This is a genomic window from Enterobacter cloacae complex sp. FDA-CDC-AR_0132 (genome assembly GCF_003010695.1).
Lineage (GTDB): Bacteria > Pseudomonadota > Gammaproteobacteria > Enterobacterales > Enterobacteriaceae > Enterobacter > Enterobacter ludwigii.
This window is the reverse complement of sequence record NZ_CP027618.1, coordinates 954,610-977,914: the sequence shown is the minus strand read 5'-3', so window position 1 is coordinate 977,914 and position 23,305 is coordinate 954,610. Positions and strand designations below refer to the sequence as shown.

At 57.3% G+C, this 23,305-nt stretch carries 23 protein-coding genes; 15 read left to right on the top strand and 8 right to left on the bottom strand.

The features are described from left to right. Positions 1 to 5: 5 nt before the first annotated feature. Both lsrK and lsrR read right to left on the bottom strand, forming a co-directional pair. Positions 6 to 1,586, bottom strand: a complete 1,581-nt coding sequence (gene lsrK / locus AM379_RS04715) for an autoinducer-2 kinase (RefSeq protein ID WP_020883580.1) — start codon at positions 1,584 to 1,586, stop codon at positions 6 to 8. A gap of 33 nt (positions 1,587 to 1,619) precedes the next feature. Beyond that, positions 1,620 to 2,591, bottom strand: a complete 972-nt coding sequence (gene lsrR, locus AM379_RS04710) for a transcriptional regulator LsrR (RefSeq protein WP_020883581.1) — start codon at positions 2,589 to 2,591, stop codon at positions 1,620 to 1,622. 215 nt (positions 2,592 to 2,806) lie between these two features. On the opposite strand from lsrR, the gene lsrA reads away from it, so the two are divergent. From lsrA to lsrG, 6 genes are read left to right on the top strand one after another with little or no spacing between them, the layout of a single operon-like run. Next, a complete protein-coding gene (gene lsrA / locus AM379_RS04705) occupies positions 2,807 to 4,294 on the top strand; it encodes an autoinducer 2 ABC transporter ATP-binding protein LsrA (protein WP_020883582.1) in 1,488 nt (495 codons plus the stop codon). Continuing rightward, positions 4,291 to 5,322, top strand: coding sequence for an autoinducer 2 ABC transporter permease LsrC (gene lsrC / locus AM379_RS04700; RefSeq protein WP_020883583.1), 1,032 nt, complete (start codon positions 4,291 to 4,293; stop codon positions 5,320 to 5,322). Before lsrA ends, lsrC begins: the two co-directional genes overlap by 4 nt. Continuing rightward, on the top strand, positions 5,323 to 6,306 hold the full coding sequence (gene lsrD, locus AM379_RS04695) for an autoinducer 2 ABC transporter permease LsrD (RefSeq protein WP_014171712.1): 984 nt from the start codon (positions 5,323 to 5,325) through the stop codon (positions 6,304 to 6,306). Then, the gene (lsrB, locus tag AM379_RS04690) at positions 6,303 to 7,304 is read left to right on the top strand and encodes an autoinducer 2 ABC transporter substrate-binding protein LsrB (RefSeq protein ID WP_032679011.1); all 1,002 of its coding nucleotides are present in this window, start codon (positions 6,303 to 6,305) and stop codon (positions 7,302 to 7,304) included. Before lsrD ends, lsrB begins: the two co-directional genes overlap by 4 nt. 11 nt (positions 7,305 to 7,315) lie before the next feature. Continuing rightward, positions 7,316 to 8,203: a 3-hydroxy-5-phosphonooxypentane-2,4-dione thiolase gene (gene lsrF / locus AM379_RS04685; RefSeq protein ID WP_014171710.1), complete on the top strand. Its 888-nt coding sequence runs from the start codon at positions 7,316 to 7,318 to the stop codon at positions 8,201 to 8,203. After that, entirely contained in the window at positions 8,200 to 8,493 is a 294-nt protein-coding gene (lsrG, locus tag AM379_RS04680) for a (4S)-4-hydroxy-5-phosphonooxypentane-2,3-dione isomerase (protein WP_063214104.1), read from the top strand. Before lsrF ends, lsrG begins: the two co-directional genes overlap by 4 nt. Before the next feature lie 38 nt (positions 8,494 to 8,531). Here the strand turns inward: lsrG and AM379_RS04675 are convergent, their stop codons facing one another. Next, entirely contained in the window at positions 8,532 to 9,380 is an 849-nt protein-coding gene (locus AM379_RS04675) for a dihydrodipicolinate synthase family protein (protein WP_106503509.1), read from the bottom strand. A gap of 12 nt (positions 9,381 to 9,392) precedes the next feature. Beyond that, complete coding sequence (locus AM379_RS04670) at positions 9,393 to 10,079, bottom strand: B3/B4 domain-containing protein (RefSeq protein ID WP_106503508.1); 687 nt, start codon at positions 10,077 to 10,079, stop codon at positions 9,393 to 9,395. A gap of 42 nt (positions 10,080 to 10,121) precedes the next feature. On the opposite strand from AM379_RS04670, the gene AM379_RS04665 reads away from it, so the two are divergent. Next, on the top strand, positions 10,122 to 10,724 hold the full coding sequence (locus AM379_RS04665) for a helix-turn-helix domain-containing protein (protein ID WP_032679008.1): 603 nt from the start codon (positions 10,122 to 10,124) through the stop codon (positions 10,722 to 10,724). A gap of 33 nt (positions 10,725 to 10,757) precedes the next feature. Here the strand turns inward: AM379_RS04665 and ygjG are convergent, their stop codons facing one another. After that, a complete protein-coding gene (gene ygjG, locus AM379_RS04660; protein ID WP_020883590.1) occupies positions 10,758 to 12,137 on the bottom strand; it encodes a putrescine aminotransferase in 1,380 nt (459 codons plus the stop codon). A 436-nt stretch (positions 12,138 to 12,573) separates the two neighbouring features. Here ygjG and AM379_RS04655 point away from each other — a divergent pair, with 436 nt between their 5' ends. Then, a complete protein-coding gene (locus tag AM379_RS04655; RefSeq protein ID WP_106503507.1) occupies positions 12,574 to 14,094 on the top strand; it encodes a methyl-accepting chemotaxis protein in 1,521 nt (506 codons plus the stop codon). 335 nt (positions 14,095 to 14,429) lie between these two features. Continuing rightward, positions 14,430 to 15,989: a methyl-accepting chemotaxis protein gene (locus AM379_RS04650; RefSeq protein WP_106503506.1), complete on the top strand. Its 1,560-nt coding sequence runs from the start codon at positions 14,430 to 14,432 to the stop codon at positions 15,987 to 15,989. Here the strand turns inward: AM379_RS04650 and AM379_RS04645 are convergent. Next, entirely contained in the window at positions 15,986 to 16,480 is a 495-nt protein-coding gene (locus AM379_RS04645) for a PadR family transcriptional regulator (protein WP_047956132.1), read from the bottom strand. The genes AM379_RS04650 and AM379_RS04645 overlap by 4 nt on opposite strands. Before the next feature lie 146 nt (positions 16,481 to 16,626). On the opposite strand from AM379_RS04645, the gene AM379_RS04640 reads away from it, so the two are divergent. Further along, positions 16,627 to 17,391, top strand: coding sequence for a siderophore-interacting protein (locus AM379_RS04640; protein ID WP_106503505.1), 765 nt, complete (start codon positions 16,627 to 16,629; stop codon positions 17,389 to 17,391). Here the strand turns inward: AM379_RS04640 and AM379_RS04635 are convergent, their stop codons facing one another. Together AM379_RS04635 and AM379_RS04630 are read right to left on the bottom strand one after the other, a co-directional pair. Next, positions 17,392 to 18,561 carry a DNA repair protein gene (locus AM379_RS04635; protein WP_106503504.1) on the bottom strand — a complete coding sequence of 390 codons (1,170 nt, stop codon included), beginning with the start codon at positions 18,559 to 18,561 and terminating at the stop codon, positions 17,392 to 17,394. 271 nt (positions 18,562 to 18,832) lie between these two features. Further along, positions 18,833 to 19,408, bottom strand: coding sequence for a phage repressor protein CI (locus AM379_RS04630; protein ID WP_106503503.1), 576 nt, complete (start codon positions 19,406 to 19,408; stop codon positions 18,833 to 18,835). Positions 19,409 to 19,695: 287 nt separating this feature from the next. Between AM379_RS04630 and AM379_RS04625 the strand changes: the two genes are divergently transcribed. From AM379_RS04625 to AM379_RS04605, 5 genes are all read left to right on the top strand, one after another. Next, a complete protein-coding gene (locus AM379_RS04625) occupies positions 19,696 to 20,034 on the top strand; it encodes a DUF5347 domain-containing protein (protein ID WP_032679002.1) in 339 nt (112 codons plus the stop codon). A gap of 67 nt (positions 20,035 to 20,101) precedes the next feature. Beyond that, the gene (locus tag AM379_RS04620; protein ID WP_106503502.1) at positions 20,102 to 20,329 is read left to right on the top strand and encodes a DUF2732 family protein; all 228 of its coding nucleotides are present in this window, start codon (positions 20,102 to 20,104) and stop codon (positions 20,327 to 20,329) included. Next, the gene (locus AM379_RS04615) at positions 20,329 to 20,550 is read left to right on the top strand and encodes a TraR/DksA family transcriptional regulator (RefSeq protein ID WP_020883597.1); all 222 of its coding nucleotides are present in this window, start codon (positions 20,329 to 20,331) and stop codon (positions 20,548 to 20,550) included. Before AM379_RS04620 ends, AM379_RS04615 begins: the two co-directional genes overlap by 1 nt. Before the next feature lie 7 nt (positions 20,551 to 20,557). After that, positions 20,558 to 22,753, top strand: coding sequence for a replication endonuclease (locus AM379_RS04610; protein ID WP_106503501.1), 2,196 nt, complete (start codon positions 20,558 to 20,560; stop codon positions 22,751 to 22,753). Positions 22,754 to 22,862: 109 nt separating this feature from the next. Next, positions 22,863 to 23,303 carry a DinI-like family protein gene (locus tag AM379_RS04605; RefSeq protein WP_020883599.1) on the top strand — a complete coding sequence of 147 codons (441 nt, stop codon included), beginning with the start codon at positions 22,863 to 22,865 and terminating at the stop codon, positions 23,301 to 23,303. Positions 23,304 to 23,305 lie beyond the last annotated feature (2 nt).

Sequence of the window (23,305 nt, the reverse complement as noted above, 5' to 3'; positions counted from 1 at the left end):
AGCTCTCAGGGAGAGGGGGCACGCACTAAACCCGGTGCCTGCCACATCGATGTCGTCAGTCCGCTGTCCACCAGCCCAAGCTGGTCGGCATAAACGGCCTGCCACTTCTGCATCATACCGTCATACAGCTCCCGGTGCGCCGGGTTCGGCGTGAACTCGCGGCTCCATTTCACCAGCCGTTCGCCTGTCGCCGCCATATCCGAAAACAGCCCGGCTCCCGTTCCGGCAGCAATCGCACAGCCCAGCGCTGTCGCCTCTTTCACTTGCGGGACGCGCACCGGCAGACCGGTCACGTCGCTTAAAATCTGGCTCCACAACGCACCTTTCGAGCCACCGCCTGCAAACACCAGACCGTCGAACGTTACCCCTGAGAACCGTGAGATCTGCGTCAGGTTACACGCCGAGACAATCGCCGCGTTCTCTTCCAGCGCACGGAACAGCGTGGCTTTGTTGCATTTTTCCGGGTCGATGGAGAGGTTAATAAACGACGGCGCGGCGTGATACCACTGCTTGAAGTGCATAGCATCTGAGAAGATCGGCATCACACCGTGTGAACCGGCAGGCACGCGGCTGGCCATCTCCTCAAGCAGGGAGTAAGTGTCCATTCCCATCCGCTCCGCGATGAGTTTCTCTTCCGCGCAGAAGGCGTCACGGAACCAGCGCATGGTCAGGCCGGTAAAGAAGCTGATCGACTCCGCCTGCGCCATGCCGGGGATCACATGCGGATTCACGCGGATGTTCATCTCCGGGTCGGTGCGTACCTGCGGCAGGTTGACCACCTGCTGCCAGAAGGTACCACCCAGCACGGCCGTTTGCCCGGCCCGCACGACGCCTAACCCAAGACAGCCAAGCTGCACGTCGCCACCGCCCATCACCACCGGCGTGCCTTCGCGCAGGCCGCTCTGCTGTGCGGCATCTTTGGTGATCGCACCGAGCACGGTGCCGGTCTCCTTCACCGGAGAGAGGATATCGGCACGCAGCCCGGCCATGTCGAGCAGCGCCGGACGCCAGTCGCGGGAGAAGAGATCCAGCATACCGGTAGTCCCGGCATTGGACGGGTCAACGGCCAGCTCGCCGGACAGTTTTGCCGCCAGCCAGTCGCTTATCATGGTGATCGTGGCGGCTTTGCGGTAGATGTCCGGACGATGGTGCGCCAGCCACAGCAGGCGCGGCATAGCGCTCAGGGCCAGGGTCTGGCCGGAGACGTCATACACTTCGGATTCAAAACGGTAGTCGTGGATCTCTTTGAGTTCGGCTACCTCGCGGCTGGCGCGGGCATCGACGTTGGCGCACGCCCAGATGGCGTCGCCGTTGCGGTCATACAGCACGATCCCCTCGCGCATTGAGCAGCAGGCCACGGACTGGATATCCGCTGCGCTCAGGCGGGCGCGCTCCAGCGCCTGATGAATACACTGGCAGGTGAGCCGCCAGTTAATGTCGAGATCAAACTCCATCGAGCCCGGCACATTCTCCACGCTCAGGTGTTTCCACTCGGCCTGGCCGACGGCAACCTGGTTGCCCTGCAAATCGAAAATTACGGCGCGAACGCTGCCTGTCCCTGCATCTAACGCTAAAAGGTAACTCATGAGCATGCCTCGTGTCAGGCGCAGGACAGGCTCTTAACTCGCCAGAGCCAGCACCGCGCGGGCTGTCGTCTCCTCCGTCACCAGGCCATTAATACGGCGGCCTTTGAGTGCGGCATAAATCGCATCGGCTTTCTCTTCACCTCCGGCCACGCCAACGATGGTGGGCAACTGCGCCAGTTCATCGAGCGTGACGCCCAGTAATTCCCGGTGGATCTCCAGCTCGTGCACGCATTCCCCTTCGGCGTTCAGGAAATAGCCGAGGATATCGCCCACCGCCCCTTTACGGGCGTACATCAGCTGTTCACCTTCGCTGATATAGCCGGAGCGCAATATGGTGGCGTCCCGGCGCTGGTTCACCGAACCAATGCCTACCACCGCCACATCGGCCGCGGCGGCGGCGAGGATCACGTCCCGCACGCTGGATTCGCGTTTTAGGATCCCGGCCACTTCGGCGGAGGAAACGCGAAGCGGGGCGGGGATCATGCTGACGCTGCAGGCGGCATCAAGCTGACCGATGCCCGTCATATACGGCCCAACGCCGCCGGAGAGCGTCACCAGGCGGATCTGCTGCGAGCTGATAAAACCGCTTAAGTGCTGCAGGCTGCTCATGGTGGTTTCACCAAATCCCACCGCCAGCAGCTGGCCGGGCTCCAGCACGCCCATCAGCGATTGTGCCGCACCAATGCCCAGCCGGACATTCATGGGCGGGGTATTCAGGGCCGGCAACACGCGAACCAGCTTGAGCCCGAAGCGTTGCTGCAGCTCGGTTTCCAGCGCCAGACACCCCTCATAACGGGAGTTGATCTGCACGCGGATCACCCCGGACTGGCGTCCTTTCTCCAGCAGACGCGAGATCTTCAGGCGCGGCAGTCCGAGCCGCTCGCCGATGTCATTCTGGGTTAATCCGTCGTGGTAGTAGCACCAGGCGACGCGGGCAACCAGCTCTTCTTCCGCCAGTGCCAGCCCGGCAAAACGACCTTCTTCCGCAGTGCGTTTATCGCTCATAATTGAACTCTTATAAAAATTTAGATCATATGTTCGTGATCGCGCAGAAAGAAAGTGTGAACCACGCGACAAAACAGATCTTTTAGATTGATTTGTGTCTGTGTGGATCTTAATCGATAAATTTGTGATCCCTGCACGGTTCTAAATATAGTTCACCGTCTACGCTTTTGAACATTATTAAATCTAAAAATCATTTGTTCAATAGCGGAGCGATAATGACGCCACTTATCGAAGCACGTGATATCAGCAAGCAGTTCTCCGGCGTACCGGTCCTGAAAGGTATTCATTTCACGCTGCTTGCGGGTCAGGTGCATGCGCTGATGGGCGGTAACGGCGCGGGAAAATCAACGCTGATGAAAATCATCGCCGGGGTGGAAACGCCGGACAGCGGTGAACTTTCGGTTGACGGCCACGCGTTTGCGCGGCTTTCGCCCGCGCAGGCCCACAGGCTGGGGATTTATCTGGTGCCCCAGGAACCCCTGCTTTTCCCCAACCTGACGGTGCGGGAAAACATCCTTTTCCGCCTGCCGCGTGAGGCCGGTATGGGGGAACGGCTGGCGGAGAAACTCCAGCAGCTGCAGTGTCAGCTCAATCTTGATGCCACCGCCAGCACCCTGGAAGTGGCGGATCAACAGATGGTGGAGATCCTGCGCGGCCTGATGCGTAACGCGAAGATCCTGATCCTTGATGAACCCACGGCGTCGCTCACCCCGGGGGAAACCGAACGGCTGTTCCGCCAGATCCGCGCGTTGCAGGCGCTGGGCGTCGGCATTGTTTTTATCTCACACAAATTACCGGAGATCCGCCAGCTGGCGAGCCACGTCTCGGTAATGCGCGACGGCGCGATTGTGCTCAGCGGTGAAACTGCACAGTTCGACGATAACGCCCTGATTGCGGCCATGACGCCGGTGAGCCGCGAAAAAGGATTAAGTGATGCACAAAAACTGTGGCTGGCGCTGCCGGGCAATCGCCGCACGCAGCCGCAGGATTTCCCGGTGCTGCGGGTGGAAGAGCTTACCGGTGAGGGGTTTATCGATCTCAGCATGGAAATCTATGCCGGGGAAATAGTTGGCCTCGCCGGGCTGGTCGGCTCCGGGCGTACCGAGTTTGCGGAAACGCTGTATGGGCTGCGCCCGGTGCGCGGTGGGCGAGTCTGGCTGGAAAATCAGGAGATAACCGGCGAACCCGTGGCGGCACGGCTGGAGAAAGGGCTGGTCTACCTGCCAGAGGACCGACAGGTTTCCGGCTTGTTTCTGGATGCGCCGATTCGCTGGAACACCGTGGCGCTGAATGAGCCCTCGGTCTGGCAGCAGCGCAAACGGGAGTCGGCGGTGGTGGAGCGCTATCACCGGGCGCTGGGGATCAAGCTTAACCATGCGGATCAAACCGTGCGCACGCTCTCCGGCGGCAACCAGCAGAAGGTGTTGCTGGCGCGCTGTCTGGAGGCGAATCCGCTGCTGTTGATCGTCGATGAACCGACACGCGGAGTGGATGTGTCGGCGCGGGCCGATATCTATCAGCTCATCAAAAGCGTGGCGGCGCAGAACGTGGCGGTGCTGATGATCTCAAGCGATCTGGATGAGTTCCCCGGGCTTGCCGATCGCGTGCTGGTGATGCACCAGGGCGTGCTCAGCGGCGAGTTGTCCCGGCACGCGGTCAGTCTCGACAGAATGATGGCGCTGGCATTCGGAGGGCAGTCATGAAGACCTTACTGAAAAATCGCGAACTGAGCGCGTTCATCGCCATTCTGGCGTTGTTCGCGGTGCTGGTGGGGCTCAATCCGGCCTATTTCAGCCTGCAAACGCTGGGGATGATCTTCGCCAGTTCGCAAATCCTGATCCTGCTGGCGCTCGGCGCCGCGCTGGTGATGTTGACCCGCAATATTGATGTTTCCGTCGGCTCTACCGTCGGGCTGTCTGCCATTGCCGTGGGGGTGGCCCTGAACAGCGGCTACACCCTGCCGGTATCGATCCTCTTTGCGCTGTCGATTGGCGCACTGGCGGGAGCATTTAACGGTTTTCTGGTGGTGGGGCTGCGTATTCCGGCAATCGTGGCCACCCTCGGCACGCTGGGTCTCTATCGCGGGGCGATGCTGCTGTGGACGGGAGGAAAGTGGATTGAAGGGCTACCGCCGAGCCTGAAATCGCTCTCTGAACCTGCCGCTATGGGGATTTCACCGCTCGGAATGGGCGTGGTGTTTTTAGCCGCGGTCGGCGCATGGACGTTGTCGCGCACCGCCTTCGGACGCGATTTCTACGCCGTGGGCGACAACCTTGCCGCCGCACGCCAGTTGGGCGTGGCGGTGAACCGGACGCGAATGATCGCTTTTACGCTGAACGGCATGCTGGCCGCGTGTGCGGGGATTGTCTTCGCTTCGCAGATTGGCTTTGTACCAAACCAGACCGGCAGCGGGCTGGAGATGAAAGCCATTGCCGCCTGCGTACTCGGGGGGATCTCTCTGCTGGGCGGTACCGGGACGCTTATTGGCGCCTTACTGGGGGCTTTTTTCCTGACTCAAATCGACACCGTGCTGGTGCTGTTCAGGCTGCCCGCGTGGTGGAATGATTTTATCGCCGGGCTGGTGTTGCTCGGTGTGCTGGTGCTCGACGGGCGCTTGCGCCAGGCGCTGGCCCGGCATCAACGGGCACTTAAGTACAGCCGCTTCCAGCCCGGTAACAAAGGGGGGAAGCATGTCACCCCGTTTACGAAACACAAAAAAGAGGTGGCGTAAATGAAGCTTAACTGGGAAAGCGCGCTGCTGATATTACTGGTGCTGGAAATCCTGCTCTTTGGGGCCATCAATCCGCGCATGCTCGATATCAACATGCTGCTGTTCAGCACCAGTGATTTTATCTGCATTGGCATTGTGGCGCTGCCGCTCACCCTGGTGATCATCAGCGGCGGCATTGATATTTCTCTCGGTTCGACCATCGGCCTGTGTGCCATCGCGCTGGGGGTGATGATGCAGGCGGGCTGGCCGATGGCGCTGGCGATACCGTTGACGCTGCTGCTCGGCCTGCTGTGCGGTCTGGTCAACGCTGCGCTGATCCACTACACCGGCATCAGCCCACTGGTTATCACCCTCGGCACGCTCTATCTCTACGGCGGTGGCGCACTGCTGCTCTCCGGCATGGCGGGGGCGACCGGTTACGAAGGCATCGGTGGCTTCCCCGACAGCTTTACCGCGTTCGCTAACCTCACATTCCTGGGGTTGCCAATCCCGCTGGTGCTGTTCGCCGTGATTACCGTCTTCTTCTGGCTGATTACCCATCGCGGACGCTTTGGCCGCCATCTGTTTTTGATTGGGCAGAACCCGCGCGCGGCGCGCTATGCGGCGCTCTCGGTCAACGGGATGCCCTACGCCCTGTATGGCTTGGTGGGCGTTGCTTCGGCCATTGCTGCGCTGGTGATGGTCTCCTATTTCGGTTCGGCGCGTTCGGATTTGGGACGCGATTTACTGATGCCTGCACTGACCGCAGCGGTCCTCGGCGGCGCCAATATCTATGGCGGTTCGGGGTCGGTAATCGGTACGGCCCTGGCGGCGTTGCTGGTGGGGTATCTGCAGCAGGGTTTACAGATGGTCGGCATCCCCAACCAGGTGTCGAGCGCGCTGTCAGGGGCGCTGTTGGTTGTGGTGGTGATGGGACGTTCACTGAGTTTGCACCGTGAATGGGTGCGCTCTCTCCTCACAAAACATACCCGGAGCGTAAGATGAAAACAAAACTGATAGTCCTGGCGATGGCACTCAGCTTCGCGTCGGCACAGGCCGCGGACCGCATCGCCTTTATCCCCAAGCTGGTGGGCGTTGGCTTCTTTACCAGCGGCGGCAATGGCGCGAAAGAGGCGGGTAAAGATCTCGGCGTGGACGTCACCTACGACGGCCCGACCGAGCCCAGCGTCTCAGGCCAGGTGCAGCTTATCAACAACTTCGTTAACCAGGGCTATAACGCCATTATCGTTTCGGCGGTGTCGCCGGATGGCCTCTGCCCGGCGCTGAAGCGCGCGATGCAGCGTGGCGTCAAAGTACTGACCTGGGACTCCGACACCAAACCGGAATGCCGCAGCATCTACATCAACCAGGGCACCCCGGCGCAGCTCGGCGGCCTGCTGGTCGACATGGCCGGTAAACAGGTCACCAAACCGAATGCCAAAGTGGCGTTCTTTTACTCCAGCCCGACCGTTACCGACCAGAACCAGTGGGTGAAAGAGGCGAAGGCCAAAATCGAGAAAGATCATCCGCAGTGGCAGGTCGTGACCACGCAGTTTGGCTATAACGATGCCACCAAATCGCTACAAACCGCCGAGGGGATCTTAAAAGCGTATCCGGATCTGGATGCGATCATCGCCCCGGATGCCAACGCCCTGCCGGCGGCGGCGCAGGCGGCGGAAAACCTGAAGCGAGAAGGGGTGGCGATTGTCGGCTTCAGCACGCCTAACGTGATGCGTCCGTACGTAGAGCGCGGCACGGTGAAAGCCTTCGGCCTGTGGGATGTGGTGCAACAGGGCAAAATTGCGGTCAATGTCGCCGATCGGTTGTTGAAAAAAGGCGATCTTAACGTTGGCGACAGCGTGGAGGTGAAAGATATCGGTACGCTGAAGGTCGAGCCGAACAGCGTGCAGGGCTACCAGTATGAAGCGAAGGGCAACGGCATTGTGCTGCTGCCGGAGCGGGTGGTGTTTACCAAAGAGAACATCAACAAATACGATTTCTGACGGGGGAGCAAATGGCTGATTTAGACGACATCAAAGACGGCAAAGATTTTGGCATCGGCACACCGCAGCAGAACGTGCCGTTTACCCTGAAGGGATGCGGCTCGCTGGACTGGGGAATGCAGTCCAGGCTGGCGCGCATCTTCAACCCAAAAAGCAACCGCACGGTGATGCTGGCCTTTGATCACGGCTATTTCCAGGGACCGACGACCGGCCTTGAGCGTATCGATCTCTCTATCGCCCCGCTGTTTGGGGAAACCGACGTGCTGATGTGCACCCGCGGTATTTTGCGCAGCCAGGTGCCTGTCGCCACCAATAAACCCGTCGTGTTGCGCGCCTCCGGCGGCAATTCGATTTTAGGGGAACTTTCCAACGAGTGCGTGGCGGTGGCGATGGAAGATGCGCTGCGCCTGAACGTCTGCGCGGTGGCGGCGCAGGTGTACATCGGCAGTGAGTTTGAACATCAGTCGATCAACAACATCATCAAACTGGTGGATGCCGGTGCGCGCTATGGCATGCCGACCCTGGCGGTAACGGGCGTTGGCAAAGAGATGGCGCGCGACGCGCGGTATTTCTCGCTTGCCAGCCGTATCGCGGCCGAGATGGGGGCGCAGTTCGTCAAAACCTATTATGTCGACGAAGGGTTTGAAAAAGTAACCGCCAGCTGCCCGGTGCCGATCGTGATTGCCGGAGGCAAAAAGCTGCCGGAGCACGACGCGCTGGAGATGTGCTGGCGGGCGATTGACCAGGGGGCGTCCGGCGTGGACATGGGCCGCAATATCTTCCAGTCCAGCGCCCCGCTGGCCATGCTGAAAGCGGTGAAAAAAGTGGTACATGAGAACATGAGCGCGCGGGACGCGTTCCAGTTCTGGCAGGAAGAGAAACAGGGAGAAGCAAAATGAACGTGACATTAGTGGAAATCAACATCAAACCCGAGCGGGTCGATGAGTTTCTGGAGGTGTTTCGCGCTAACCACGAAGGGGCGATTCAGGAGCCGGGCAATCTGCGCTTTGATGTTTTACAGGATCCGCGCGTGAAAACCCGGTTCTTTATCTACGAGGCCTACAAGGATGAAGAGGCGGTGCTGGCGCACAAGAAAACCCCGCACTATCTGGCCTGCGTGGATAAGCTTGAGGACCTGATGTCAGAGCCGCGCAAAAAACGCAGTTTTGTCGGGTTGTTGCCGGAGTAACAGACCGCCGGGTAGCGCTTACGCTAGCCCGGCGATGCTCAGGCGAGGGCCAGTTCCGCCAGGATCGCCGCCAGCGTTTCGCGCGGTTTCCCGCTCAGCGACGCAAGCGGGAACGGCAGTGCAGGCGCGGCCACTTTCCCTGACATTTCTGCTGCTGCGGCCATCACCCGCAAACTGCCGTACTGGCGGAACAGCGCCCACAGCGGTGCCAGCCGGTCAGAGGGGGCGGTGTCTTTGGCTCGTGCAATCGCCAGTGCCGTCTGCGGATACAGCCCTGCGATAACCGAATACCAGACATCAAATCCGGCCTGCAGGGCTGACGCCGCCCGCCAGTCGCCGCTGATGCCCAGGGTGACGTTTTCAGGAAGACGGGCACGCATGTGGGCGATATCGTCCGGTATGCGCCCGAGCTTGACGGATTTGACGTTCGGTAGCGCCGCCACGGCATACAGCAAATCGTCGTTAAACTCGAACCCGGTGGTGGCCGGGTTGTCGTAAATGCACAGCGGAACAGAGATCCGGTGGGTCACCGTCTCATACAGGGTAAACACTTCCTCTGCCGTCAGGCGCTGGTACGACACGGGGGCCAGTAACACCCCGCGGGCGCCGGCGCTTTGCGCCTCATCCGCCAGACGGAGAATATCGTCGAGGCGAAGCGCGCCAATACTTACGCTCACCGGAATGTTGTCGGCATGCGCCACGGCACTACGGGTGATATGCGTGCGCTCTTCAGGCGTCAGATACGCGTAACTGCCCGTCGAACCGAGGATCCCCAGCGAATCGACACCGGCATCCACCAGCGGGCGCAGCAACTGCACAAACGCCTGCTCATCAAATTTCCCCTCTCGCAATGGCGTCAGAGGGAATGCGCTTAACCCGTGAAACATCCGCTTATCCTTTTAGAGTTCAATCAGTTGAAGGTGAGCAGTGGAGCCCGGCATCAGCCGCTGCAGGTTGCAGACTAACTCATCGCCAGCCTCCTGCAACGCCGATAACGGCATCGACGGCAGACTTTCGAGAATAAACCACATGTGTTGCGCCTGGCTATCGAGACGTGTACGCACGCCCTGGCGCCAGTTCCAGCGACGGCAGGTGACGCCGACATCATCGCGCCAGATAACTTCGCCCGCATCCGGGTATTCGATAACCGGCTGGCCCTCTTTCAGGGTATCAAACGGTTCATTACCTTCGGCAAGCGTCAGACGCGGAGCGCCTGCATAAGCGGCAAGGTTCTCCCCCCCGACGGGAATGGCGTAACGAATGCTGATGGCATTGTAAATATTGACCACTGGATCGAGCGGGGGCAGTGCGCCCTCTTTCAGCACTCGCTTACGCAGGGCCGATGCCGAGCAGGGCGTGCGTTTCGGTTTCGCACCAAATGCCCTGAACACGTCATCCCAGGCGCTGAGGTGCGCTTCCGCCCAGGCGACATCATCAGTGAGGACCTGCTGGCACGCCTGTGCCAGCGCGGCAGAGGCCACGTCCGGCTGGGTTATCGGGGCGGCTTCAACCAGAATGCTCAGCGCCCGAAAGCCGGGGGCAATCCCGGTAAGACGCGGGTCTATTGACGGCGTAACGAGAGACATAAATAATCCTGTATTGACTGTTTTATACTATGGTAGTGACCAATGACTGATAAAGTCAATATAATGACCGATTCGGGTGCCGATATCGCCCAGGTAAGCCTGGCCGTCGCCACCCGCATTCGCAACTGGCGCAAAGAGAAAAAACTGTCGCTGGATGAGCTTTCACGCCGCGCCAGCGTCAGCAAAGGCATGCTGGTGGAGATTGAAAAAGGGGCGGCGAATCCCAGCATTGCCATTCTCTGCAAGCTGGCTGCCGCGCTGGGCGTTTCGGTGGCGGATATCGTAAACGTCTCCAGCGAGCCGCGGGTGCACGTCATAGAAGCAGCGGCGATCCCGGTTCTGTGGCAGGGCCCACAGGGCGGATATGCCCGGCTGCTCGCGGGCACGTCTGGCCCGGATATGATTGAACTCTGGCAGTGGGTGATGCATCCGGGGGAGCGTTTTACCTCGCCGGGGCATCCGGCGGGAACGTTTGAGCTGCTGCATGTCACTGAGGGAGGATTGACCCTGACGGTGGAAGAGACGGTGACGCAGGTGGCGGCAGGCGCTTCGGCGGTGGCGAAAACGGAAGCGGCACACGGCTACGCGAATGAGGGCGAAAATGTGTTGCGGTTTACCATGACGGTGGCGGAGTTTCACCGCTAAAAACGCCCCCTCCGTCAGGAGGGGGAGGGGATATCACGCTTCTTCCACGCTTACCCGCAGGGCTGCCAGCGCTTTACGCGCCGCTTTCAGCACCTGCTCACACTGTTCAACCGTCAGCGTCAGCGGCGGTTCAATGCGAATGGTCTTCGAGTTGTTGAGCGTTCCGGCAACCAGGACCCGCTGGCGGAACATCTCGCTCGCGAAGCTGTAGCCGATTTCGTTGTCGACAAACTCAATGGCCATCAGCAACCCTTTACCCCGCGCATCCTGCACCAGATCCGGATATTCCCGGCCCAGCTGGCGGAAACCGTCCAGCAGCATATCGCCTTTCTGTTCCGCCTGTGCAGGCAGGTTTTGATCCAGCAGCACGTTAATGGTCGCCAGCGCGGCCGCGCAGGCCAGCGGGTTACCGCCAAACGTAGTGGTGTGCAGGAACGGGTTGTCGAACAGCACCGAGAAGACCTCTTCGGTCGCCACCGTCGCGCCAATCGGCATCACGCCGCCGCCCAGCGCTTTTGCCAGACAGAGAATGTCCGGCTGGACGTTCTCATGCTCGCAGGCAAACATCTTGCCCGTACGCCCCATCCCGGTTTGGACTTCGTCGAGGATCAGCAGTGCGCCAAACTCATCGCACAACTGACGCACGGCAGGCAGATAGCCCTGCGGGGGCAGGATCACGCCGCCCTCACCCTGAATAGGCTCCAGGATCACCGCTGCCACATCGTCGCCGGTTTTACGGCATTCGCTCAGCATGGTGCGCATAGCGCTAATGTCACCAAACGGCACGTGGCGGAAGCCCGGCAGCAGCGGCATAAACGGTTTGCGGAAGGTGGATTTGGCGGTAGCCGACAGTGCGCCCAGGGATTTTCCGTGGAACGCGCCGCTGGTGGCGATAAACGTGAATTTGCCGCGCGGCGACTGGTACGCTTTGGCGAGTTTAATCGCCGCTTCGACCGATTCCGTGCCGCTGTTGCTAAAGAAGCTGTACTTCAGTTTGCCGGGCGTTAAGGCCGCGAGCGTTTTCGCGAGCATAGCGCGAAGTGGATCGAGCAGTTCCTGGCTATGGAGAGGTTGTTTCGCAAGTTGATTCTGTACGGCGGAAACCACAACTGGATTACGGTGCCCCACGTTGAAAATTCCAAAACCACCCAGGCAATCTATAAACTCCTGTCCCTGGGTGTCGACAAGCGTATTAAGACTTCCCGCTTGCCACTCTACGGCTCCGTAATCCCCGCCGGCGGTAACAGATTTGCGATACTCCAAAAACCCTGGATTGACATGCTCTTTAAAGTAATCGATGACCTCTCGGTTAAGTTGTTTCATCTCCTCATGATCAAGCGTTCGCTTCTCAATGAGATTCAGTGCGTGCGCGGTACAGGCAAGAGCCGAGGCGCTGGAAGGTAACCTGTTCAAAATGTGCTCCCGGGGATCGCGTATCACATGATACTGGATTAAGTATTGCAGGGATTACGCCACTTCAGATGCCTTAACGAAAATCAGGATAAACACCAGGTTAACATTATGTTGCGCAAAATTTAATCATGCCGATATAACCGATACGGGATTTAGCGGTACGGCGGAAAAGGCCTGGGGAGGTGCGAACAAGAGGCCATTGCACTTATAGAGTGCAGACGCTGCGACTTAAGTGGGCGTTAACGCGTCATACTCTGCAGGTAATTTCTCTACGAAAGTATTTGAAATCAATGAATTATAAAATCTCACAAAAAGTGCGGTTTAAGTGAAATCTGCGATCTCTATCAACTTTAACAACTAAAGATAAATTCTTTACCGCCGAAAAAACATTAATCCACAAAATTAACATTCAAATAACCTGCAAGGGATGCTCACGATGTCCGCTCCAACCTTTGTCACCCAGAATGAATATCCTCTGGACGATGACACCACCTTAATGTCGACCACCGATATCCACAGTTACCTGACCCACGCCAACGACACCTTTGTGCAGGTGAGTGGCTATCAGCTTGATGAGCTGATGGGCCAGCCGCACAATCTGGTACGCCACCCCGATATGCCAAAAGCGGCGTTTGCCGATATGTGGTACACCCTGCAAAAGGGCGAGCCGTGGAGCGGCATTGTCAAAAACCGACGTAAAAATGGCGACCACTACTGGGTGCGCGCCAATGCGGTGCCGATGGTGCGTCACGGGCAGGTGACGGGCTATATGTCGATTCGTACCAAAGCCACGGCAGAAGAGATTGCTGGCGTGGAGCCGCTCTATCGGGATCTGAATGACGGGCGCTGCAAGAAACGTATTCATAAAGGACTGGTGGTAAGGAAAGGCTGGCTGGGGAAACTTCCGGCAATGCCGCTGCGCTGGCGCGTGCGCAGCGTGATGGCGGGGCTGTTTGCGGTGCTGGCTGCCACGCTGGTGGCCACCTCAGCGGGTGCGTACCCGCTGGCTGCCGCCGCGGTAGTCATGCTGCTGGGCACGCTGCTGTTTGAGCAGCAGATTGTTCGTCCGATCGAAAACGTGGCGCGTCAGGCGCTGAAAGTCGCCACCGGCGAGCGCAACAGCGTGCAGCACCTGAACCGCAGCGACGAGCTGGGGTTGACCCTGCGTGCGGTAGGGCAGCTGGGGCTGATGTGCCGCTGGTTGATTAACGATGTGTCAAGCCAGGTGGTGAGCGTGCGTGATGGCAGCGACAGGCTGGCAAAGGGGAATGAAGATCTGAACGATCGGACGCGTCAGACCGTGGCCAATGTGCAGCAGACCGTGGCGACAATGAATCAGATGGCCGCCTCCGTGCAGAGTAATTCAGAAACCGCCGCCGAAGTGGACAAGCTGTCAGTGGCCGCCAGCAGCGCGGCGACCAAAGGCGGAAACGCGATGCAGACGGTGGTGAAAACCATGGATGACATCGCGGATAGCACGCAGCGGATTGGCTCGATTACCTCCCTTATTAACGACATCGCGTTTCAGACCAATATTCTGGCGCTGAATGCGGCGGTGGAGGCGGCAAGAGCCGGTGAGCAGGGGAAAGGCTTTGCGGTTGTCGCCGGCGAAGTGCGCCATCTCGCCAGCCGTAGCGCCAGTGCAGCCAACGATATTCGCAAGCTGATTGATGCCAGCGCCAGCAAGGTGCAGTCCGGCTCTGATCAGGTTCATGCCGCCGGTCGTACAATGGATGATATCGTCGAGCAGGTGAAAAACGTGACGCAGCTTATCGCGCAGATCAGCCATTCGACCTCTGAACAGGCTACCGGCTTGTCAGAGCTCACCCGTGCGGTGGCCGAGCTGGACAGCATCACGCAGAAAAATGCCGATCTGGTTGAGGAAAGTGCCCACATATCCGCAATGGTGAAGCATCGCGCCGGGCGTCTTAAGGATGCGGTCACCGTGCTCCATTGAGCCAGTAAGGTTCCAGAAAGCCGTTTATTTCATCAGGAATAAGCGGCTTTATTTTTTCTGAATGTAATTATTAATGTCTTTTATTGTTAACTTTATATTAAGTAACTAAAGAAAGCACATCAGATATTTACCCCAGCCTAAGTCCGTTTTCCCCGATGCTATTTTGAAAATGCCTCATCAGAGGGTGACGTAACGATCGATTTTCGGATATTAATAGCCTACACCTATCCATTGTCGTGGTTATGAAATAAAAAAACGATCAAAGTCATAAAGTTAGCGGTTTCGTTACCGATAACGGTGATCGTCTGAGAAATAATCACATCGATGGAGAAAATATGTTCTTACATGACGTAAAGATCGGCACGAAATTATTTCTGGCGTTTGGATTCTTTATTGTCCTGATGGTGGTCAGTGCGAGTTTATCCTTGCTAAGCCTGAACCGGGCGAACAACGGAATGCAATCCATCATTACCCGTGATTATCCGACCACGGTAAAAGCGAACCAGTTAATCGACAACTTCCAGGAATTTATTGGCACTCAGCAGCTGATGTTACTGGATGAACAGGGAACGTATACAGCGCAGTCACAGCAGCGTCTTAAAGCGATCAGCGAACAGATTACGGTGATCCTCGGCGAGCTGAATACTGCGCTGCAGGATCCTGAATCACAGCGGGTTCTTGCTGAGATACGCGGCGTGCGTCAGCAGTATCTGGACTCGCGTTATCGCATTTTGCAGGCGGTGCAGAATAACGATCGGGCGGGCGCTATTCAGGAGATGATGACCAACACCCTGAAGCTACAGCAGGCCTATAAAGCCAACGTGCAGGCGCTGATCGCGATTCAGAACCAGGAAATGCAAAGCGCAGGAGTGCAGGTCGAGGGCGATTTCAAATCGAACCGCCTGCTGCTGATCCTGATCACGCTCTTTAGCGTCGCGACCGGCAGCCTGATTGGCTGGTTTATCGTGCGCTCAATCACGCGTCCGCTGGGCGAGGCGGTGGATTTTGCAAAAGCCATTGCTGAAGGCGATCTGACCGGCAGCATCACGCCGCACGGTAAAGACGAAACCGGCCTGCTGCTGCATGCGCTGATGGAGATGAAAACGCGTCTGCTGGACATTGTGCAGCAGGTCCAGACCGGTTCGGAGAATATCTCGAGTGCCGCCGCGCAGATTGTCGCTGGGAACCAGGATCTTGCCGCGCGCACCGAAGAGCAGGCCAGCTCTGTTGAACAGACCGCTGCCTCGATGGAGCAGATCACGGCGACGGTAAAAAACACCGCCTCACACACCGGAGAAGCAACTCACCTCTCGGCGGACGCCGCCATGGTGGTCAAAAACAACGGCGAGATGATGAAGCAGGTCACCAGCAAAATGCGCCTGATTAACGAGACCTCTAACCGGATGTCCGACATCATCGACCTGATCGACGCCATCGCTTTCCAGACCAACATTCTGGCGCTGAACGCGGCGGTGGAAGCAGCACGTGCAGGCGAGCACGGTCGTGGTTTTGCGGTGGTGGCAGGCGAAGTGCGTCAGCTTGCGCAGAAGAGTGCGTCATCCGCCAGTGAAATTCGTCAGCTGATCGAAAGTTCTACCAGCCAGACGCGGGACGGGATGAACCTGGTCGAGAAAGCGAGCGAGTTGATTAACGGTATGGTCGGCAACGTGGAAGAGATGGACGTCATTCTGCGTGAGATCCGCCAGGCCAGCCATGAGCAGACGGAAGGGATCTCGCAGATTAACAGCGCGATTGGCCTGATTGATGCCACCACGCAGCAGAACTCCGCCCTGGTGGAGGAGTCTGTCGCGGCAGCAGCGTCCCTGAACGAACAGGCGATGCACCTGAAAGACCTTGTCCGCGTCTTCCGCGTGAGCGATCGCGTACTGGCTTAATCCAGCTGGGAGATCTCCAGCGCTGCGCGGTCGATCACGCCGATGATCTGCTTAAGCTGCGCATCGCTGAGTTCGCCCTGGTTCACCTTCAGGTCTAGCACCGCTTTGAAGTTATCCAGAGCCCGCTTCATTTGCGGGTTTTTTCTCAGCTGGAAGCCGACGGAGCGCGCTTTGATACGCGCCTGAATTTGCGCCAGCTGCTCCTGATTTTCATCCAGCCACTGCTGGCCGGCCGCGGTAATCGCAATTCTCTTGCGGCCATTCTCTTCTTCGGTGATGGTGATATAGGTCTGATCCTGAAGGTAATCGAGGGTCGGGTAGATAACGCCAGGGCTTGGGGTGTAATTCCCCTGCGTCATGTTCTCGATCGCCTTGATCAACTCGTAGCCATGGCTCGCGTTGTGGGTCAGGATATCCAGTATCACCAGACGCAGATCGCCGTGACCAAAAAAGCGTGGTCGGCGTCCGCCGCCGTCGTGTTCGTTTCGCATACTCACCCCTTCAAATTGATATATCTAAACTATATCTTAGATATATTCAGATGCAATCTAAAAGATCTTGCATTCTTTCTGATTAGCAATCATTATCATTTAAAATTGATTTAGATATATCGTATTCACCTGAGAAGGGTCTCACCATGACATCCACCCGTTACCCACAACGTGTTCGTAATGATCTCCGTTTTCGCAAGCTGGACGTGCTTCGCGTTGAGCGTGTCAGCGCAGGTTTCCAGCGCATTGTTTTAGGCGGCGAGGCGCTGGAGGGCTTTAGCTCTCGCGGTTTCGACGACCACACAAAAGTGTTTTTCCCGGCCCCGGGGGCGACCTTTGTACCACCGGTTGTTACCGATGAAGGTATCGACTGGGGCGACGGTGTGCGTCCGCAGGCGCGAGACTATACGCCCCTGTACGATGCCGCACGGCATGAGCTGGTACTCGATTTCTTCATACACGATGGCGGCGTTGCCAGCCACTGGGCGACAGAGGCAAAAGTGGGTGACACGCTCACGATTGGCGGCCCGCGCGGTTCGCTGGTTGTGCCGGAAGATTATGCCTGGCAACTGTACGTGTGCGATGAATCCGGCATGCCCGCGCTGCGCCGTCGCCTGGAAAGCATCGCAACACTGCCGGTTCGCCCGGACATTCATGCGGTGGTGACGGTTGGTGATGCGTCGTATCAGGACTATCTGGCCCATCTGAGCGCGTTCAACATCACCTGGGTTGTCGGCCACAGCGAACAGGCGGTGGCCGAGCGTCTGGCGGCGTTGACGGTGCCTGCGGAAGATTATTTTATCTGGCTGACCGGGGAAGGGAAGGTAGTGAAAAACCTGAGCCGTCAGTTTGAAACCGACGCAATCGACCAGCAACTGGTGCGTGCCAGTGCATACTGGCACGCTAAATAATCAGGCTGCGGACTCCAGCTGCGCTTCGCTCACCTGATGTTCGAGCGAGGCGCGAACGTCGTGCAGCGCCTTCTCCTGCTGGGCAAAGTAGGCTTCCATATTGCTCAGCGACGAGACCAGCAGCCAGGACTCCTCTTTCTCCAGCTCCGCCAGCTCGTTCACTAACGTGTCAATCTGCTCGCGAACCTGCGCCATTTTTTTGCGGATACGTTCCAGATCGTTCAGCCTGTCGCTGGCCATCAGCGGCTCAAAGCCCTGCTGCAGACGTGCCACCAGCGAACGAATGGCTTTAACGTCACCACGCTGTTTGGCCTGGTTGAGTTGCACCATCATCGCGTTGGCTTCTTCTTTCAGATCGTCAGCGACCAGGTCCGGATGGCAGAGCTTGCTCGCCTGACGCCAGAGACGCTTCAGTTCGTTCTGATCTTCCTCGGAGAGGTTCTTGCCTTTACGCAGACGCATTTCGGCATCGTGATGCTGCTCGCGGTATTTCTCGTACTCTTCATTGGCCTCGTCGCGCGCCTGACGTGCAGGCTCTTCTTCGCGCGTTAAGCCACTCTCCAGCTCCAGCGCTTCGGCCAGCAGGTTAGCAATCAGATTGCTTTGCTGCTGCAGTTGCTTACGCGCCTCGGCGGCCTGTACGGAATCCGCAGGCAGATCGCGCCAGCGCTGGGTCAGCATCGCCAGCACCTCCACCGCCTGCGCCATATAGCGCTGGCAGCGACGGTAGTCTTCCTCACGTCGACGCGCCTCCGCCTGCTGACGTCGCAGGTTCAGCTCCGCCAGCGTTTTACGCAGGGCGAGGATCTGCTGCATCAGCGGTCCGAGGCGGGAGAAATAGAGATCGTTGAATTCATCGAGCTGTTGCACGCGGGCATTGCGACGGTCAATCAAATCCCTCAGGCGCTCTTCCAGCGCTTTCAGCTCCATCTTGCTGGCCGCCACCTGCGGGTCACGCCATTGCGTCATGGCGCGCTGGCCCTGTAGCCAGACAGCGATCGCCGCCATGGCAACGGTATAGTTTTTCTGCTCAAGCGCCGCGACGATTGCCTGTAGCTCATCGTCAAACGCTTCATTTTTCAGCCGTGTCAGCTGGCTCTGGATGATGTCGTCGTCTTCCAGTTCAATCGCATTTTTTATGATTTCTAGCCGTTTGATCGGTGTGCTCATGATGCCTTTCGCTTTGGCGCTTAAGTATTTGAGTTAAGGTTAATTGTTGTAAACGCTACAGGAAATAATACACACGGATGATGATCGGCGCGATGGGGGATTTCTTTAGTTTTTAGGGTTTGTGAAGAAGAGTGGCACGAACAGGAAGCCGAAAGGCTGGCGGGGGAGCGTTGGCCCCGGTTCTTGTTCTGCCAGTCCTGAAGGAATACCTAAGGCTGAATGCCCTGCATAGCGAAATCGAATGATGCCATACGTACCATACGACCCGCCATCAGTTCACCTCGCTGTAGATGCCCACCACACGGCCCACTGTTTTTATCTCATCGATACCGCATTCAAAGGGGACTTTGCCGCCCGCGACGTGGAGTTTTTTCCCCGGCAGCAGGGTTAAATCACGAAGACTGACAGTGCCTTCAATCTCAACCAGCCATAGCCCGTCGGTTAATGACGCCCCTTTTTCAACAAAGTGGAGCTTTGCCTCAGACCGGACTGCGATACCGCGAGTGAGCGGTTTGCTAAAGAGATGTGAATCGATACTCAAAGTGGAATTTTCTTCCAGCTGACCATCACTCAGAGTGAATGTGACAACAGCAACGGGATCGCCAGGCGCAGGGTTACCTTCAAACTGGGCACCCTGTCCGGTCATCAACCAGCGCAGGCTGGCCCCTGTGTCCAGTGCACATTGTACCGCGAAGTCGTAGGAGATGGTGCCGCGCGCGTAGCGGTTTTGAAGGGAACTGGCGGCAATATTGAAGTGCCGGGCCAGCTGGATTTTTTGGGTAAAACCATATACCTGACAGATTCTATCGAGTAACTCTTCATTATTCACTTGAGAATCTAAAATCAAAATATATTCCTTTGGGTATTTACTAATGCTCAATTGGGTATTAGTATCAATGCGAATTCGGGCAATCAGCGGCAGACGTTGGCAAACAGAGGCTAATGATTGCAGACATTATCAAAATGGGAATCATGCAACATGGCTTCTGAAATCGCAATCATCAAAGTGCCAGCCCTGTCGTTAGGCTGACGCAGTTCGCTGCGCTGGAAAGCGGCGTAACGCGTAGGCCAATCCCGTTTTCAGCCCGTTACGGGTGAGTAATTCACACAGTGTGAATCAACGCGAGGGACGTTATGGCAATAGAAGCGACACGTGCAACGGTCCCACTCAAGGTGGGGGCACGTCTTTCCGGGCTTAATCACGTGGCCGAACTGCGTGCCAGGCACTGGGGCGATAACGAGAAAGCGCTGGCGCGGTTTTTGGCCGAGATGCGTGATAAGCGCGATCCCTGTTTTGAAGAGAATAACAGGGCGCTGGCCGCCATCTTTTTCCTGGCTAAATTACCCGCCGCCCGTCACGAATGCGGTATCAATGAGCTGACGACTGAGGAGAAAAGAGCACTTATCGGAGCCATGAATCATTTCCGTGCAGTCGTGAGTTTATTTCCTGAACGGCTGACCATGCCGCTTTAATCCACCCCAAAACGTAATGGCGTAAACCCGCCGGGCATTTTATTGCCTGAATTAAGGAGAATGAGTGATGCGAAATAGCGAAAACCGCACTTTTCTGAACGGGCGAGAGGAACTCCAGCGCCTGCTGGTGCAGGCGAAGATGGAGGAGCGCAGGGCACTCGCACTCGCCGTCTCCCTGCGGCTGGAGGCATTAGCCAGTCACATCTATAAGACCGGAATGTGTGGCGAAGACGCAGCGGAACTGCTGTGTCACGAGGCTGCCCGTTACGAACGCGAATCCCAGGAGCTGCACTGATGGCCGATTTTATCGATCTGGCGCAGGAGCGTGAGCTTGAAGATCGCGAACGTCATATTAATAGCGCCCGCCAGCGATGCGCATCGCCCTCGCGTTTTACCTGCGAGGAGTGCGACATCCCCATCCCCGAGGCGCGGCGAAAGGCGTTACCTGGAGTGGCCTTATGCGTCACCTGCCAGGAGATAACGGAGCTGAAAAACAAACATTTCCGGGGAGGATAAGTTGGTGATGTCATTTGCTTATCCGTGGAATGAACCACGGTCGGCTATTGCCAGCCCCTACCTGACTCACCCCCAATTACAGCGTCGCGACCGTCTGTTCTCGGCGCTGCAGCAAGCCAGAAAAGCGCTCGCTCTGCAGCCTGACTGCGTGCGTTTTGACGTCTGGCGCACGGTTGATGCTCTTGAACTTCATCAGGGCAGCCTGCGAGCCAATGCCTTTTTGATTCGGTTCTGCAACAGGGTATTACCGCGTCTGCAGCAGGTCTCGGCACGGTATGCCTGTTCAGGTGTTGACCGTAACGTCTCCACCGCCGTTTTTGGTGGACACTTCGACACGCCGCTTTCGCAATATCTTGCATCGCGGATGGTTACGCTGATTGCCCGCTTCAACCGTCTCCCGGATATGTCCCGCGCCGATATTGATTTGCTGGCCGCTGACATCGCTGGCTTTATTCGTTCCGAGCTGGCGAATATCAATGACGCTGGCCTCGGCGAATTTCAAACCCTTCATGTCTGGTATCAGCGCGCTGGATTAATCACCCGCCAGTTCAATGTACTGCCTCCTCACTGGGAGCGCGTGTCGAAGATACTCTTTAACAAAGAGGACATTGCGCCAGCGGTGATCCGCATGTTTTCCGAAGAATGGTGGCGTGGACGACTGCGTCGCATTGCGGCCGCCTGGCGTGAACATGTGCAGATTGCACTTGGAAACGTCAGCAAAAAGAAGTCTGCCTATGCGAGTAAACGCTGCATCACTGACTGGCGTGAACAGAAGCGGCGCACGCGTGAATTTCTTAAAGGTCTGGAACTGGAGGATGAAGAGGGCAACCGTATAAGCCTGATTGCCAGGCACGATGGCTCGGTGGCCAATCCCGCGATACGTCGCTGCGAACTGATGACCCGCATCCGCGGGTTTGAAAATATCTGCCATGAGCTTGGCTACGTGGGCGAGTTCTATACCTTAACCGCGCCGTCGAAATATCACGCCACCCTGAACACCGGCTATCGTAACGGCAAATGGAACGGGGCGAGCCCTGCGGATACACAAAGCTACCTGACAAAACTGTGGGCGCGGATCCGGGCAAAACTGCACCGGCTGGCGATTCGTCTGTTTGGCATCCGCGTTGCTGAACCCCACCATGACGGTACGCCTCACTGGCACATGCTGATGTTCATGCTGCCCGAAAACGTTGAGCGCGTTCGCCGCATTATGGAGGAATACACACAGGAGGAAGACGCTTTTGAACTGCAAAGCGATAACGCCAGAAAAGCTCGCTTTCACGCTGAAGCTATAGATCCGCAAAAGGGCAGCGCCACCGGTTATATCGCTAAATACATCTCCAAGAATATCGACGGCTATGCCCTTGATGGCGAGACTGATAACGAAAGCGGCGAGTTGCTTAAAGTGACCGCATCTGCTGTTTCGGCCTGGGCGGCGCGCTGGCATATCCGTCAGTTTCAGTTTATCGGTGGTGCACCGGTGACCGTCTACCGTGAGCTGCGCCGTTTGACTGATACGCAGGCCGCGCACGGTCTGAGCGTAGAATTTGCGGCAGCGCGTGACGCCGCGGACGCCGGAGACTGGGCAGGATACGTCAATGCACAGGGAGGACCGTTTGTCCGTCGGGACGCGTTGCAGGTGCGCACGCTGTATGAGCCCCGTGCCGAATACAATCAGTACGGCGAAGAACGTGTCTGTATTCGCGGCGTCTACGACGCCGCACTCGGCCCGGGCTCGCCGATTTTGACCCGCCTCACGCAGTGGAAAATTGTGCCGAAGCGTGCCGTTGATTTGGCCGTTGACCTTAACGGCACCGCTGCGCGTTCTTGGAGTTCTGTCAATAACTGTACGGTGAGCGACGTCTCTCAACCCCTCAGCCGGCGTGCGAGACGCGCGTTAGCCGCACGCATAACCCTCCCCAGACCGGTTGCAAAGACTCCCTTTGTCTATGAAAAGGATCCGCAGAACGGAGTGGCAGAGAGAGTGATTGATGAGATACGGCTCGCCACCGGAATATCGATCAGCCGGGGGGAAGCCCTGCATCTTATGGCGGGGGGCATTAGCCGTTTTAACGACAAATGGTGCCGGGGATCTGCAGACGGATCGCTATTTCCTGCGGCACCGTCTTATCAGCAAAAGGCCCGGAAAATCCTTGAACGTATAAGGTATTTAACGCATCTGATAAGCAAAGGGATTCGCTAATCTTCATCGATATCATGTACATACCTCGCATGGTTCTGATTTTTTGCTTCACTCTTTTTATGAATACATGCTACTGTATGTTTATACAGTATCTCGTGGTGGAGGTTGTGTGGACAGAGAGTTGAACGAGCAAGTCATGATTGAACGCGTCGAGATGATTGCGCGGCTGACGACAGAAGGAACGTGTCAGGAAAGAGATCGTGAAATTGCCCTGAATTTGATCGCTGAGATTGCGAGAGGAAATTTAATCAGGAACAACGCGTTTACCGTGGTTTTCTCGGCATCACCCGTTCCGGACAGAATCAAAAAAGAGGCCAGCGTGCGGGTGAACATTACCCTGGATAAGGATCAGCTTATTGGTCCGTCCGTCGTGGAGGCGTTTCAGGACGAATTAACCCGCAGGATAAGATCCGTGTTTCCGTCAACGCTGGTTACCGTCAAAAAAGGATCCATGACCGGCGTGGAGTTGCAGGGGATTGAAAGAGAGGCCGATCGCGAAGCGCTGGACAATATCCTCCGGGAAGTCTGGGAAGACGAGAGCTGGCGCTAGGC